Origin of the sequence: Mesorhizobium sp. NZP2077 (assembly GCF_013170805.1) — a bacterium.
Taxonomy (GTDB): Bacteria; Pseudomonadota; Alphaproteobacteria; order Rhizobiales; family Rhizobiaceae; genus Mesorhizobium.
In genome coordinates this window covers 5,627,986-5,640,431 of the sequence record NZ_CP051293.1, presented here as the reverse complement: position 1 = coordinate 5,640,431, position 12,446 = coordinate 5,627,986, and the positions used below count along the sequence as shown (strand labels likewise).

Below are 12,446 nucleotides of genomic sequence, written 5' to 3'. Positions count from 1 at the left end.
TCAATACGCGTCGGCGTTGTCGATATTGAAATTGTAGAGCGTGCGCGCCGAGCCGTAGCGTTTGAACTCCGACGGCTTGACGCCAGTGACGCCGGCACGGTCGAGCAGACCCTGCAGCAATTCCAGATGCTCGGGCCGCATCTCCTTGGCAATGCAGTCGGCACCCAGGCTGTCGACCTTGCCCCGCACGAAGAGGCGCGCCTCGTAGATGGAATCGCCCAGCGCATCGCCGGCATCGCCCAGCACCACCAGATTGCCGGACTGCGCCATGAAGGCCGACATGTGGCCGATATTGCCGTGCACGACGATGTCGATGCCCTTCATCGAAATGCCGCAGCGCGACGAGGCATTGCCCTCGATGACCAGCAGGCCGCCCTTGCCGGTGGCGCCGGCATACTGGCTGGCATCGCCTTTGATCGTGATCGAACCCGACATCATGTTCTCGCCGACGCCGGGTCCCGCCGACCCGTGCACGATAATGGTGCTGCCGGAATTCATGCCGCCACAATAGTAGCCGACGCTGCCGCGCACATCGATAGAAACAGGCTGGTCGACGCCGACGGCAACCGAATGGCTGCCCTTCGGGTGCAGCACTTCCCATGCCGTCTCATTCGAGCCGGGTGTCAGATTGTGCAGAGCCTGGTTGAGTTCGCGCAGCGACGACACATCGAGGTCGAACACCCGAGAGGCGTGGTCGCTCGCCGCCGCCTTTGAAAGTTTGGTTGCCGGCATGAACTCAATGCTCCCAGAAATAGACGGTTGCGGGTTCCGGTTCCCAGACCCTCGCATTGTCTATGCCGGGCAGTTTGGTCAGCGCGCGATATTCCGAGCCGAAGGCGACATACTGGTCGGTCTCGGCCATGACGGCGGGCTTGCAGGCGATCGGGTCGCGCACGACGCCAAAACCGTTCTTGGTGCCGACGACGAAGGTGAAGAAGCCGTCGAGGTCGGAGAGCGTGCCTTCCAGCGCCTCACCCAGGTTCTTGCCATGCGCCATCTGCGAGGAGAGATAGGCGGCCGCCACCTCGGTGTCGTTCTCGGTCTCGAATTTCATGCCTTCGCGGATCAGCTCGCGGCGGACATTGTTGTGGTTGGACAGCGAGCCATTGTGCACCAGGCACTGGTCGGCGCCGGTCGAGAACGGATGCGCGCCCATCGTCGTCACCGCCGATTCCGTCGCCATGCGGGTGTGGCCGATACCATGCGTGCCGGTCATCTTGCGGACGTCGAAGCGATCGACGACCGCCTCCGGCAGGCCGACTTCCTTGTAGATTTCGACGACATCGCCGGCGCCCATGATGCGGATGTCGGGGCGCAGCGTCTGGATGGCCTCGCGGGCCTCGTCGATCTTGTCGGGCGTGGTCCTGACGACAGCATGGGTCGACTTCACCGCAATGCTCACCGGCACGCCGATCGCCTTGGCAAGCTCGGCGTCAAGGCCCGGGAAATCGCGCGCGGGTTTCGCCGACTGGATGGTGATCTTGGCCTCATTCTTGGCGGGCGCGCCATAGATGGCAATGCCGGCACTGTCCGGGCCGCGATCGCTAAGCGAGACCAGCATCTCCGACAGCATCGCGCCGAGCTTAGGCTCCAGCGACTTGTCCTTCAAAAACAGTCCGACAATTCCACACATGTCAGCCTCCCGGCGTTTGTAGCTAAGAGATGATGTATCGAATGAGTCTCATAAATTCAATCATATGAAAAAAATATTCCTGTAGTTACGTATGCGGCGCAATGCCGCCATGCGAATTATCGCTGCCCTGCGCGGCATTGTGAACCCACAGGGTATGGCGGATGCGGGCGAGCTTGTAGGCGTCGAGAACCGACAGTGCATAGATCAGGAAGCCCCCGGCATGACGGCCGATGAAGCTGGCATCGGGTGGTGCGATCTTTGCGGTGACCCAGGCCAGGATCACCATGAAGAAAAGGAACTGTAGCCCGCGCACCGGCACGCCCAGAATGACATGGCCGCTGCCCGGCAACACGATTGCCGCGCCCAGAACGAGATAGGGGTTTGTCGGCGCCGGCGATGTGTCTGAACTTGTCATGCGGCTTGCCGTTCGCTTTTGTTGATGGCTTCGCCCAGCGCCGAGAGCGAGGTGAGCAGCCGCTCAATCAGCGCCGGATCGATCTGCGCGTCTCCGAACGCGGCCTGGCGGAAAACGCCGTAGCGCGCCCGCTCGGCTTCGGCCAACAGCCAGACGATGCGCACGCCGTTTGGCGTGATCAGCAGTTCCTTGGCGCGCCCTTCCGAAAACAGTTCCAGATGGTCGGCGATGAGGCCTTGCGGGAAACGCGTGCCCCGGCGGTCGGTCCGTAGCACTGCCTCGGCGGGAAATCCCGGAGCCTTGGGCAGCGTATGCTGGAGATGGTCGAAATTGGAGAACGTCGTCGGCGAGCCCGGCCGCATCATCATGTCGAAGGTGGCTGGAACGGCGACCTTTTCGGTGATCGAAACGCTGAGCCAGCATGCCGGCAGTTTTCGCGTCGCCAGCGTATCGACGATGGTCCGCAGTTGAACGCGTTGGCCGTTCCACGAGCCTTCCCAGGTGATGACACCGGCGGTGCCGTCCGAAACATCAGTGGCGTCGGCAATGAGGGTGCGGATGCCGGCCGCGTCGGCGGCGAGCGCTTCTGAAGCTCTGTTGCGGCTGCGCCGCGCCAGCCACGCAAGGTGAAGGGCGAGGGCCAGGACAATGGCCCCGGCGAGCAGTGCTGATGTCACCTCGGACATTTTATCATGCCTGGCCCATCCGGCATCCGGACGGGCCGTCTCCCATCAATAGCCCTGCGGTTTCGGCCACGGCATGGTGAACTGATCGCCGCGGCGCACATAGCGGTAGCGGTAGAAATGGAACCACAGCGAGATCAGGAAGTAGAAGGCGACCATGGCGATCAGCTGCGAGCCGTAGCCGAGGAAGATCGCAAAGAAGGTCACCACGCACAGGCAAAACAAAACGATCGCCGGCAGCGGATGGAAGGGGTGCGTGTAGCCACGGCGGATCGTGCCCAGCGGCCACTTCTTGCGGAACATCATGATGTTGATGCTCATGAACGTGTATTGCAGCACGCCCGACAGGATCGAGAAGGTGATCGCCTGGTTGAGGTCGGCGATGAAGGCGAAGGCGAGCGCAATGGGCAGCAGGAACAGGATCGAGCGGTAGGGCGTGCGGTATTTCGGATGGACCGCCGAGAACCAGCTCGGCAGATAACGGTCGCGGCCGAGTGAGAACCAGGCGCGGGCCGCATCGTTGATGCAGCCATTGGCCGATGCCAGCGCCGCCAGCAGCGTGGCGATGAACAGCAGGTTTTCCAGCAGCGGGCTGCCGGTAAGCTTGCCGGCGTCCCACAGCGGATAATAGGTGATGCCGAGATATTCCCAGGGCATCAGCGAGGCGCAGACATACCAGGTCATGGCGGCGGCGATCAGCAGCGTGATCATGCCGGCCATCGTGCCGTAGGGCAGCGAACGAGCCGGCGAGCGCACTTCCTCGGCGGCCTGCGTCGTGCCTTCGATGCCGAGATAATACCAAATGCCAAACTGGAAGGCGGCAATGACGCCGATCCAGCCATAGGGCAGCGCATTGCCCGGCGTCACCAACTCGTTGAGCTTCAGCACCGCGCCTTGCGTCCACGGGCTGACCGAGAAGAACAGGATGACGATCGAGATATAGGCGATTGCCGTGATGACGAAGTTGACGTTGAGCGTCATCAGCACGCCGCGATAGTTGAGCCAGGCCAGCACCACGATGGTGGCGGCGATGAACGAATTGTGGGTGAGCCCTTCGACGCCGGCCTTGGCGACGATCGTGTCGCCGAGCAGGATCGCGTCCGACACTTCCAGCATCGTATAGGCAAACACTAGGAACAGCGCGACGTTGAAGGCCATCAGCGGCCCGACAATGTGCTTGGCCTGCGCGTACTGGCCGCCGGCGGCGGCGACCGTCGATGTCACCTCGGAATCGATCATGGCGACCGAGGTGTAGAGCAACCCGACGACCCAGCAGACGATCAGTGCTGCCAGAGCGCCGCCCTTGTCGGCGGAAAAATTCCAGCCGGTGAATTCCCCGACCAGAACGATGCCGACGCCGAGCGCCCAGACATGGGCCGGGCCGAGCACCCGAAGAAGCGAAACCCTGTCGCCGTGAATTGCCGGTTCAAGTGCGGTCGTCATTGTTCAGTCCCCACTCAGATCCGGTGTTTTTCGGAAACGGCTTCAAGCTCGCCTTCGCGCGACGAGGTCAGGACCTCCTCGGAATAGGTCGTATCGACCTTGAACCAGTCGTAGAGCATCCACAAAGCCAGCACGACCGAGATGCCCCAGCATGCGTAAGAGAGTGAAATCCACATGGTGCGTCCCCGATTGCTTGTCTTCGAAGCTTTTACTTGTCGTCGAATTTTTCGTTGATGACGTCGCGATATTCGCGGTCGGAAGCGCGGAACAGGAAGACGAAATAGCCGATCAGAACCGCCGCCATGATGATCAGCGTCGGCCAATCGATGACATAGTGGAAGCGGTTCTGGATGACGTCATGCGCGGTCTCGGGCGTATAGCCGAGCTTTTCCCAGATCGCGGCCATGGTCGGGTTCTGACCAAGTGCTTCCCAGGTCTTGGCGTCGAGCGCGTCGATGGATTTGGCGGCTCCGGCGAGACCCAGTTTCAGCGGCAGCCACAGCGCCACGAAAATGGCGACCACCACGACGACGATATCGAAAACCTGGCCGGCCTTGCTCTGCTCCGGCGGCGTATAGCGCGACATCTCTTGTACCCTTCAGGACTTGCGGTTGCGGGATGCGTCGGCGTTCTTGATATCGAGGCCGTAGATGAAGTCCTTGTCTTCCTTGTAGTGCTTGACCATCGCCAGGATGGCGGCCGTGTTGAAGATGAGCACGGCGGCGGCGGCAATTGCGACGACGGCCTTGATGCCACTGTCGGGAATGTACGGCCATGTCATGAAGAGGACGAAGAGGATCGTCGCCCACAGGCAGATGATCAACAGCGCGGATCCGCGCAAATCGGAACGGTACAGCGCTTCGATGCGCTGCTGCAGGTCTGACATCGGTTTTCCCCTTTTTTCCGACACCCGGTTCCGAATCTGCCGCGCGCCGCTCTCTTTCAAGAGAGTGAAATTTTTTTCATAAATTCAGACCGTTTCCGGCAATTGTCAAGGCGAATTTACGTTGAGTTAACCGTTTGCTTGGGGCAGCCGATTTTGCCTGACAATGAAATTATTTGCTTTCAGGGGATTGCGGCCCTCTTCCGTTTGCGATCAATATTCAAGCCAAAGCTCCGGCCTTCGAGCCAAGGAGCAGGGAACAATGGATTTTTGAACGGAGGACGAGCGGATGACGGCATCCTGGAGATTTTCGACCCTGGCGGATCGCCATCGCGCGCTGGGTTCGAAGCTCGAAGACTGGAGCGGTATGGGAACCGCCTGGACCTACGACAAGGACGCCGACGAAGAGTACATCGCCATCCGCACCAAGGCCGGGCTGATGGATGTGTCGGGCTTGAAGAAGGTCCACATCACAGGCCCGCATGCCTCGCATCTCATCGACCTCGCCACCACGCGCGACGTCGAAAAGATTTATCCCGGCAAGTCGGCCTATGCCTGCATGCTGAACGAAGCGGGAAAATTCACCGACGACTGCATTCTCTACCGCACTGGTCCGAACAGCTGGATGGTGGTGCACGGTTCGGGCACCGGCCATGAGGAATTGCAGCGCGCCGCGATGGGCCGCGATGTCTCGCTGCGCTTCGACGACAATCTGCACGACCTGTCGCTGCAGGGGCCGACATCGGTCGACTATCTCGCCAAGCACGTGCCGGGCATCCGCGACCTCAATTATTTCCACCACATGCAGACGCAACTGTTCGGTTTCCCGGTGATGATCTCGCGCACCGGCTACACCGGCGAGCGAGGCTATGAGATTTTCTGCCGCGGCCAGGATGCCGGCATGGTCTGGGACAGGATTCTGGACGAGGGCAAGAGCGCCGGCATCATCCCATGCCGCTTCACCACGCTCGACATGCTGCGCGTCGAAAGCTATCTGCTGTTCTACCCCTACGACAATTCCCAAAAATATCCGTTCGAGAACGAAGGCCCCGGCGACACGCTGTGGGAGCTCGGCCTCGACTTCACCGTCAGCCCCGGCAAGACCGGCTTCCGCGGCGCCGAGGAGCACTATCGCCTGAAGGGCAAGGAGCGCTTCAAGATCTATGGTGTGTTGCTGGACGGCAAGGAGCCGGCTGACGAAGGCGCGCCGATCTATCGCGATGGCAAAAAGGTCGGCGTGGTGACCTGTGCCATGTATTCGCCGCTGGTCAAGAAATCGATGGGCATTGCCCGCTTGGACGTCGACTGCGCGATCAAGGACACCAAGCTCGAAATCCACAACAAAAGCGGATCGATCAAGGCGACGGCGCAGCCCTTGCCGTTCGATGATCCCAAAAAGACCAAGCGCACTGCCAAGGGTTGAGGCATCATCAACAGCGAGGGGTTCGAGGCACGAAGACTTAAATGGCAGCAAAAAGCATCATCAGCCGGCCGGTCTACGGAACGCTCTCTCCGCAGCCCGGCAAACACCATCTTTTCATCGCCGATGCCGAAGGTGCGCTCGCTATTTCAGACATGGCCGCAAGAGCGCCGGCCGGGTTTTTCGAAGGCGCCGAAATCGTCTTTATCGCAGGTCCCGACGGCAAGCACGTCGCTGAGCTCGAAGCGCTGAAGCCGGCGCAGTTCCATCAGGCGCCGTCCTTCGCCAGCCTGCTGCCGCGGCTGAAGCAGACGCTGACCAACGCCCATATGGGCCTGCGCCTCTACCTCGGCGGCACCGAAGGGCTGATCGGCCAGGCCATGCAAGTGGCGCTTGAGGCCGGCATCGACCACACCTCGATGCAGACAGAGCATCGCGGCTCGCTGGCGCGGCGCATGCAATGCGTGCATTGCAAGGGCATCACCGAAAACGTCACGACGCAACCGGCCACCTGCGCGCATTGCGGCCTGCTGCTTCTGGTCCGCGATCATTATTCCAGGCGCCTCGCCGCTTTCCAGGGAGTGTGCATCAATGCCGAGGATCGCTCGGAAATTCCTCCAATGGAGGAGGCCTTCCCATGAGCACCGGCACCACCAAGCTCGATGTCGTGGTCAGTGATGTCGTTCCGGTCAACGAGCTGGTCACCCGCTTCCATTTCCGCCGGCGCGATGGCGATCTCTTGCCGACCTTTTCCGGCGGCGCCCATGTCGTGGTCGAGATGCGCGATGGCGACCGCACAAGGCTCAATCCCTATTCGCTGATGGGCTCGCCGCTCGACACGCGCGAATACACGATCTCGGTGCGGCGCGACGATGTCGGCCGCGGTGGCTCGCTGTTCATGCATCGGTCCGTCAAGCCGGGCCTGGAGATGGTGATCAGCTATCCCGTCAACCTGTTCTCGCTCGACCTCAGGGCGAAAAAACATCTGATGCTGGCCGGCGGCATCGGCATCACGCCGTTCATGGCGCAGACCGCGCAACTGGCGGGGGAGGGCGGAAATTTCGAACTGCACTACACCTGCCGCACCGCTTCGCTCGGCACCTATGCCGATGTGCTGCGCGAGCGTTATGACCGCCGCATCAGGCTCTACCATGACGACCGCGAGGAGCGCATCGATCTCGACCGTCTGCTGTCGACACAGCCGCTCGGCACGCATCTCTATGTCTGCGGCCCGGCCGGCATGATCAACTGGGTACGCGACCGCGCAGCAAGCTTGGGTTGGCCTTCGGAAGCCGTGCATTTCGAGCATTTCGCAGCACCCCAGCCCGGCCTGCCTTTCGACGTGACGCTGGCCGTCACCGGCAAGACGATCCGCGTCGACGAGCAGCAGAGCCTGCTCGAGGCGATCGAGGCGGCCGGCGTCGATCCGCCCTATCTCTGCCGCGGCGGCGTCTGCGGTCAGTGCGAGACCAACGTCATCTCTTACGATGGCAAATTCATCCACAACGACCACTGGCTGAGCGAGGAAGACCATCGCTCCGGCTGCAAGATCATGCCGTGCGTCTCGCGCTTCGAGGGCCGGTCGCTGGTGCTGGAGCGGTAGGAGGAAATCATGGGCATCACCTTTCGCAAGGAAACGTTCCGCGACGATTTCACCTTCAAGAACAGCCCGGAGCATATCAGGCGGTTCCCGTTCCCGTTCCACGAAGACAGCTACATGTATGCGGTCAACATCGAGCCGCATGTCGTTGGCCCCAAGGGCAGCGTGCTGGAGAACCTGATCGACGTCGACGAACACTATGTCGCCGAGATGCAGGATCGCGCTTTGGTGCTGGCCGAGGACCCGCTGCGCTGCCAGTCGCTGCCGCATATGACGCTGGCCGGCTGGGATTTGCTCGAGCTTTTGATGGAACAGCAGGCGCTCGGCTATCCCGAACATTTCACGCTGACCCGCGATGGCGACCGCTGGCGCTGGATCAACCGGCCGCTCGGCATCGACGACACCTTCACCTTCGGCGACACCTCGACGCTGCCTTACGGACCGATGGAATACATCACCCGCCAGAGCCAGGGCGATTTCTGCATCCTCGACCAGCGCGACGGCAATCTGTGGATGGATGCCGGCATGGTCACCACGCAGGCCGACTGGTCGCTCGATTTCGACATCGGCATGAACTTCTTCGAGTGGCACGCGCCGGTGCCGCTGGCGCATGAGAAGGGCATTTTCACCAGGGCGCTGAAGTTCCTCACCAACATCCAGCAAGGCAAGCCGGCAAGGCGCCTCAACTGGACGATGACCATCAATCCACGCCTCGACACCAGCCCGGAAAATTACCACAAATGGGGACCGGACCGCACCACGGTGACGCCGGAGAATGTCGGCGACAAGGTACATCTGCGCGTCGAGTTGCAAAGTTTCTGGCGGCTGCCGCGCTCCAACGGCATCGTCTTTCCGATCCGCTGCTACCTGATCAAGATGGACGAACTGGTGACGCAGCCGAAATGGGCGCGGCGTCTGCACCGAGTGATCCGCGACCTGCCCGACGAGCTTGCCAACTACAAGGGCCTGACCCGGTATAGGCCGACGCTGGTCGAATGGCTGTCGAAGCTGGATGACGGGAGTGCGACATCGCCGGGGTTTGGGCCGGATTGAAAGGCTCCCTCATCCGGCCCTTCGGGCCACCTTCTCCCCGAGGGGAGAAGAGGATCGTCAATGCCGGCGCTAGCCTCCTCTCCCCTCGGAGAGAGGTCGGATTGCACCGAATTGCTTTTCGCAATTCGGTCTCGGCAATCCGGGTGAGGGGCCCGCGGCGGCCCGCCTAACCCGCGCTGTTCTGCGGATAGCAGATGATCGACAAATACCGCATCGGCAGTTTCGTCAGCTGCTCCGGTCCGTGCGGTGCATCGGCGTCGAAGAACAGGCTGTCGCCTGGCTTCATCGGATAGAGGTTGCTGCCGTGCCGGTAAACGACTTCGCCTTCCAACATGTAGAGGAACTCCATGCCCTCATGCTGGAAGGTCGGGAACACGTCAGAATCCTCGGTCAGCGTGATCAGATAGGGTTCGACGACCACACCGCTGGTGTTGGAGCCGATATGGCCGAGCAGATTGTACTGGTGGCCGGCGCGCGTGCCGCGGCGCTCGACATCCAGCCCTTCGCCGGCCTTGACGAAGACGGCACTTCGCTCCTCCTCGAAACGGCGGAAGAAGGCGGTGACGGGAACGCCAAGCGCCCGCGACAGTGCCTGCAGCGTGGTCAGCGACGGCGAGGTGATGCCGTTCTCGATCTTCGACAGCATGCCCAGCGAAATGTCGGTGGCGACCGCCAGATCGGCCACGGTGATGCCGAGCTTCTTGCGGAACGCCCGCACCTCGCGGCCGATCGCCACCTCCAGCACTTTCTCGCGCGTGTCGCGGATGGCGTGCGGGTTCTGCGTCAGCGGTGCTCGGATGGTCTTGCCGTCCGCCGAGACCTTTGGCAACGGCTTTGGCTTGGCGCCTGCAAGCCCGGCCTTGGAACTGTCTTTCGCCATGTCGCCCCCCGGACGTCGCGGATTTATTTCACTCACGGTGAACATTAGAGGTGGCGATACAGCAGCGCGGCGGTGTCGGCAAGCCGTCTTGTGTCGCACGAGCCGATCCCATGATTTCTGCGCGCGAATCTTTTTTCGCCAGGAATCCGTTGCGCGCAAACGCCGTTCCCGCAGATGTCTGTTGACAGCACCGAAGCGCCAATTAGTGTCACTGTCAGTGAAATTTGTTTCGCTGGGGAAATCAAAAAAGAGGAGGCCCTGGAAATGAAAACTCGCGTTGCCGTCATCGGCGCCGGACCGTCCGGCCTGGCACAGCTCAGGGCCTTCAAATCGGCTGCCGACAAGGGCGCTGACATTCCCGAAATCGTCTGTTTCGAAAAGCAGTCGGACTGGGGCGGCCTGTGGAACTACACCTGGCGCACCGGCCTCGACGAGCATGGCGATCCCGTGCACGGCTCGATGTATCGCTACCTCTGGTCCAACGGACCGAAGGAATGCCTGGAATTCGCCGACTACACGTTCGAGGAACATTTCGGCCGGCCGATCGGCTCCTATCCGCCGCGCGCCGTGCTGTGGGATTACATCAAGGGCCGTGTCGAGAAATCAGGGCTGCGCAAATGGGTGCGCTTCAACAGCCCGGTGCGCATGGTGACGTTCTCGGACGAAACGAAGAAATTCACCGTCACAGCGCATGACCGCAGCAACGACGTCACCTATTCGGAAGAGTTCGACAATGTCGTCGTCGCTTCGGGGCATTTTTCGGTGCCCAACGTCCCCTATTTCGAAGGTTTTTCGACCTTCAACGGCCGCATCCTGCACAGCCATGACTTCCGCGATGCGATGGAGTTCAAGGGCAAGGATATCCTGATCATCGGCCGTTCCTATTCGGCCGAGGACATCGGCTCGCAATGCTACAAATACGGCGCCAAGTCGATCACCTCCAGCTACCGCTCGAAGCCGATGGGCTTCAAATGGCCTGACAATTGGAAAGAGGTGCCGCTGCTGCAGAAGGTCGTCGGCAAGACCGCGCACTTCAAGGACGGCTCGACCAAGGATGTCGACGCCATCATCCTGTGCACCGGTTATCTCCATTCCTTCCCCTTTCTCACCGACGACCTCAAGCTCAAGACCGCCAACCGCATGTGGCCGCTGGACCTCTATGAGGGCGTCGTCTGGGAGAAGAATCCAAAACTGTCCTATATCGGCATGCAGGACCAGTTCTACACCTTCAACATGTTCGACGCGCAGGCCTGGTTCGCGCGCGACGTCATCATGGGCCGCATCAAGCTGCCGTCGGCCAAGGCGATGGCCGAGCACGGCGCCAAATGGCGTGCTCGCGAAGAAACGCTGGAAGACGCCGAACAGATGATCTGGTTCCAGGGCGACTACACCAAGGAACTGATGGACCAGACCGACTATCCCGGCTTCGACGTCGAGGCGGTCAACCAGACCTTCATGGAGTGGGAACACCACAAGGCCGAAGACATTATGAGCTTCCGCGATCACGCCTACCGCTCGCTGATGACCGGCACCATGGCGCCGCTGCACCATACGCCGTGGCTGCAGGCGCTGGATGATTCTATGGAGAGCTATCTCGAAGTGAAGGGCGTCGCGGCGGAGTAGGCGACCTCAATCCAGTGGATAGTCGGCAGCCGCGTCCGTCTCGGTCACCTTGACGGAGAGAATGTCGCAGTCGTTGGCCCAGTCCGGGCCATCGCCGCGCATTGCCATCATGTCGGCCATCAGCAGGAACTGCATGGTTCTGAGCGCCCAGTCGGTCGGCTCTTGCGGCCAGGCGAAGACGCCGGCGGCGTCGCCGCCGAACTTCACATCGTGGCAGACGAAGTCGACCTCGACCTTCCAGGACCGCAGCGCCACGCCTGGCGGCGGGTAGGGCGGGTCGGGAAGCTCGAAATAGCTGGCGACCATGAGCTTCGTCGGCTCCGCCGGCTCGATGTTCTTGGCTTTGAAGGCGGCAATGGCGTCGTCGCGAAAGCGCTCGAGCAGGCCATCCCGTGCCAATTTGTAGGTTGAACGAAAGAAGCCGCCGGCCCAGACCGACTCGTTCTTCTCGTTGGAGATGAGCAGCGAGGCGCGGAAGCGCCGCAGCCTTGGCGCCAGCATCCGCCAGTTGCACTCGGCTTCAGTCGCTGGCGTCGCGATAAAATCGTCGAGAAGATCGCTGCCGCGCACATTGGCGTTCAGCACCGAGCAATCCTCGCCATAAATGTGCCAGAGCTTCTGTAGCGCCTCGGCAGCGATGCCGGGCTTGCGCAGTTCCTCCACCGAGGCGCGAACCCGCGCGATGGCGTAGGATGTTGCCGCATCCAGCGTCTCAAATCCGCGAACCATATGCTCGCCATCCGGTTCGCCGGTCCTGGCCATGTCGTAGACGAGAACGGTAAAGGGCGGCTCATCCGGCTCGGCCATTCGGCT

Annotated in this window: 15 protein-coding genes; 5 read left to right on the top strand and 10 right to left on the bottom strand. The window is 61.4% G+C overall.

Annotated elements, in window-relative coordinates; genetic code table 11:
* From HGP13_RS28280 to HGP13_RS28245, 8 genes are all read right to left on the bottom strand, one after another.
* A complete protein-coding gene (locus tag HGP13_RS28280) occupies window positions 1-732 on the bottom strand; it encodes a GXGXG domain-containing protein (protein ID WP_172231738.1) in 732 nt (243 codons plus the stop codon).
* Window positions 733-736: 4 nt separating this feature from the next.
* Window positions 737-1,633, bottom strand: a complete 897-nt coding sequence (locus tag HGP13_RS28275; RefSeq protein WP_172231735.1) for a glutamine amidotransferase family protein — start codon at window positions 1,631-1,633, stop codon at window positions 737-739.
* 85 nt (window positions 1,634-1,718) lie between these two features.
* Window positions 1,719-2,048, bottom strand: coding sequence for a hypothetical protein (locus tag HGP13_RS28270; protein ID WP_172231732.1), 330 nt, complete (start codon window positions 2,046-2,048; stop codon window positions 1,719-1,721).
* A complete protein-coding gene (locus tag HGP13_RS28265; protein ID WP_172231729.1) occupies window positions 2,045-2,734 on the bottom strand; it encodes a hypothetical protein in 690 nt (229 codons plus the stop codon). The genes HGP13_RS28270 and HGP13_RS28265 overlap by 4 nt, the downstream gene beginning before the upstream one ends.
* 45 nt (window positions 2,735-2,779) lie before the next feature.
* Entirely contained in the window at window positions 2,780-4,174 is a 1,395-nt protein-coding gene (locus tag HGP13_RS28260; RefSeq protein ID WP_172231726.1) for an APC family permease, read from the bottom strand.
* 14 nt (window positions 4,175-4,188) lie between these two features.
* Complete coding sequence (locus HGP13_RS28255; protein ID WP_172231723.1) at window positions 4,189-4,350, bottom strand: hypothetical protein; 162 nt, start codon at window positions 4,348-4,350, stop codon at window positions 4,189-4,191.
* Window positions 4,351-4,382: 32 nt separating this feature from the next.
* Window positions 4,383-4,760: a hypothetical protein gene (locus tag HGP13_RS28250; protein ID WP_019856864.1), complete on the bottom strand. Its 378-nt coding sequence runs from the start codon at window positions 4,758-4,760 to the stop codon at window positions 4,383-4,385.
* Window positions 4,761-4,772: 12 nt separating this feature from the next.
* A complete protein-coding gene (locus HGP13_RS28245; protein WP_172231720.1) occupies window positions 4,773-5,060 on the bottom strand; it encodes a hypothetical protein in 288 nt (95 codons plus the stop codon).
* Between the two features lie 286 nt (window positions 5,061-5,346).
* Between HGP13_RS28245 and HGP13_RS28240 the strand changes: the two genes are divergently transcribed.
* From HGP13_RS28240 to HGP13_RS28225, 4 genes are read left to right on the top strand one after another with little or no spacing between them, the layout of a single operon-like run.
* Window positions 5,347-6,480 carry an aminomethyltransferase family protein gene (locus HGP13_RS28240; protein WP_172231717.1) on the top strand — a complete coding sequence of 378 codons (1,134 nt, stop codon included), beginning with the start codon at window positions 5,347-5,349 and terminating at the stop codon, window positions 6,478-6,480.
* A gap of 41 nt (window positions 6,481-6,521) precedes the next feature.
* Window positions 6,522-7,118, top strand: coding sequence for a dimethylamine monooxygenase subunit DmmA family protein (locus tag HGP13_RS28235; RefSeq protein ID WP_172231714.1), 597 nt, complete (start codon window positions 6,522-6,524; stop codon window positions 7,116-7,118).
* Window positions 7,115-8,080 (top strand): PDR/VanB family oxidoreductase, encoded by a 966-nt coding sequence (locus tag HGP13_RS28230; RefSeq protein ID WP_172231711.1) that lies wholly within the window; start codon window positions 7,115-7,117, stop codon window positions 8,078-8,080. The genes HGP13_RS28235 and HGP13_RS28230 overlap by 4 nt, the downstream gene beginning before the upstream one ends.
* Window positions 8,081-8,089: 9 nt before the next feature.
* The gene (locus tag HGP13_RS28225) at window positions 8,090-9,130 is read left to right on the top strand and encodes a DUF3445 domain-containing protein (RefSeq protein WP_172231708.1); all 1,041 of its coding nucleotides are present in this window, start codon (window positions 8,090-8,092) and stop codon (window positions 9,128-9,130) included.
* 166 nt (window positions 9,131-9,296) lie between these two features.
* Here the strand turns inward: HGP13_RS28225 and HGP13_RS28220 are convergent, their stop codons facing one another.
* The gene (locus HGP13_RS28220; protein WP_172231705.1) at window positions 9,297-10,010 is read right to left on the bottom strand and encodes an XRE family transcriptional regulator; all 714 of its coding nucleotides are present in this window, start codon (window positions 10,008-10,010) and stop codon (window positions 9,297-9,299) included.
* Between the two features lie 264 nt (window positions 10,011-10,274).
* Between HGP13_RS28220 and HGP13_RS28215 the strand changes: the two genes are divergently transcribed.
* Complete coding sequence (locus HGP13_RS28215) at window positions 10,275-11,633, top strand: NAD(P)/FAD-dependent oxidoreductase (RefSeq protein WP_172231702.1); 1,359 nt, start codon at window positions 10,275-10,277, stop codon at window positions 11,631-11,633.
* Window positions 11,634-11,639: 6 nt separating this feature from the next.
* On the opposite strand, the gene HGP13_RS28210 is transcribed toward HGP13_RS28215, so the two are convergent.
* The gene (locus HGP13_RS28210) at window positions 11,640-12,440 is read right to left on the bottom strand and encodes a hypothetical protein (protein WP_172231699.1); all 801 of its coding nucleotides are present in this window, start codon (window positions 12,438-12,440) and stop codon (window positions 11,640-11,642) included.
* Window positions 12,441-12,446 lie beyond the last annotated feature (6 nt).

Bases quoted from the DNA above. Each gene is read 5' to 3' on its own strand.
- HGP13_RS28280 (WP_172231738.1), bottom strand. From the start codon at position 732: ATGCCGGCAACCAAACTTTCAAAGGCGGCGGCGAGCGACCACGCCTCT.
- HGP13_RS28275 (WP_172231735.1), bottom strand. From the start codon at position 1,633: ATGTGTGGAATTGTCGGACTGTTTTTGAAGGACAAGTCGCTGGAGCCT.
- HGP13_RS28270 (WP_172231732.1), bottom strand. From the start codon at position 2,048: ATGACAAGTTCAGACACATCGCCGGCGCCGACAAACCCCTATCTCGTT.
- HGP13_RS28265 (WP_172231729.1), bottom strand. From the start codon at position 2,734: ATGTCCGAGGTGACATCAGCACTGCTCGCCGGGGCCATTGTCCTGGCC.
- HGP13_RS28260 (WP_172231726.1), bottom strand. From the start codon at position 4,174: ATGACGACCGCACTTGAACCGGCAATTCACGGCGACAGGGTTTCGCTT.
- HGP13_RS28255 (WP_172231723.1), bottom strand. From the start codon at position 4,350: ATGTGGATTTCACTCTCTTACGCATGCTGGGGCATCTCGGTCGTGCTG.
- HGP13_RS28250 (WP_019856864.1), bottom strand. From the start codon at position 4,760: ATGTCGCGCTATACGCCGCCGGAGCAGAGCAAGGCCGGCCAGGTTTTC.
- HGP13_RS28245 (WP_172231720.1), bottom strand. From the start codon at position 5,060: ATGTCAGACCTGCAGCAGCGCATCGAAGCGCTGTACCGTTCCGATTTG.
- HGP13_RS28240 (WP_172231717.1), top strand. From the start codon at position 5,347: ATGACGGCATCCTGGAGATTTTCGACCCTGGCGGATCGCCATCGCGCG.
- HGP13_RS28235 (WP_172231714.1), top strand. From the start codon at position 6,522: ATGGCAGCAAAAAGCATCATCAGCCGGCCGGTCTACGGAACGCTCTCT.
- HGP13_RS28230 (WP_172231711.1), top strand. From the start codon at position 7,115: ATGAGCACCGGCACCACCAAGCTCGATGTCGTGGTCAGTGATGTCGTT.
- HGP13_RS28225 (WP_172231708.1), top strand. From the start codon at position 8,090: ATGGGCATCACCTTTCGCAAGGAAACGTTCCGCGACGATTTCACCTTC.
- HGP13_RS28220 (WP_172231705.1), bottom strand. From the start codon at position 10,010: ATGGCGAAAGACAGTTCCAAGGCCGGGCTTGCAGGCGCCAAGCCAAAG.
- HGP13_RS28215 (WP_172231702.1), top strand. From the start codon at position 10,275: ATGAAAACTCGCGTTGCCGTCATCGGCGCCGGACCGTCCGGCCTGGCA.
- HGP13_RS28210 (WP_172231699.1), bottom strand. From the start codon at position 12,440: ATGGCCGAGCCGGATGAGCCGCCCTTTACCGTTCTCGTCTACGACATG.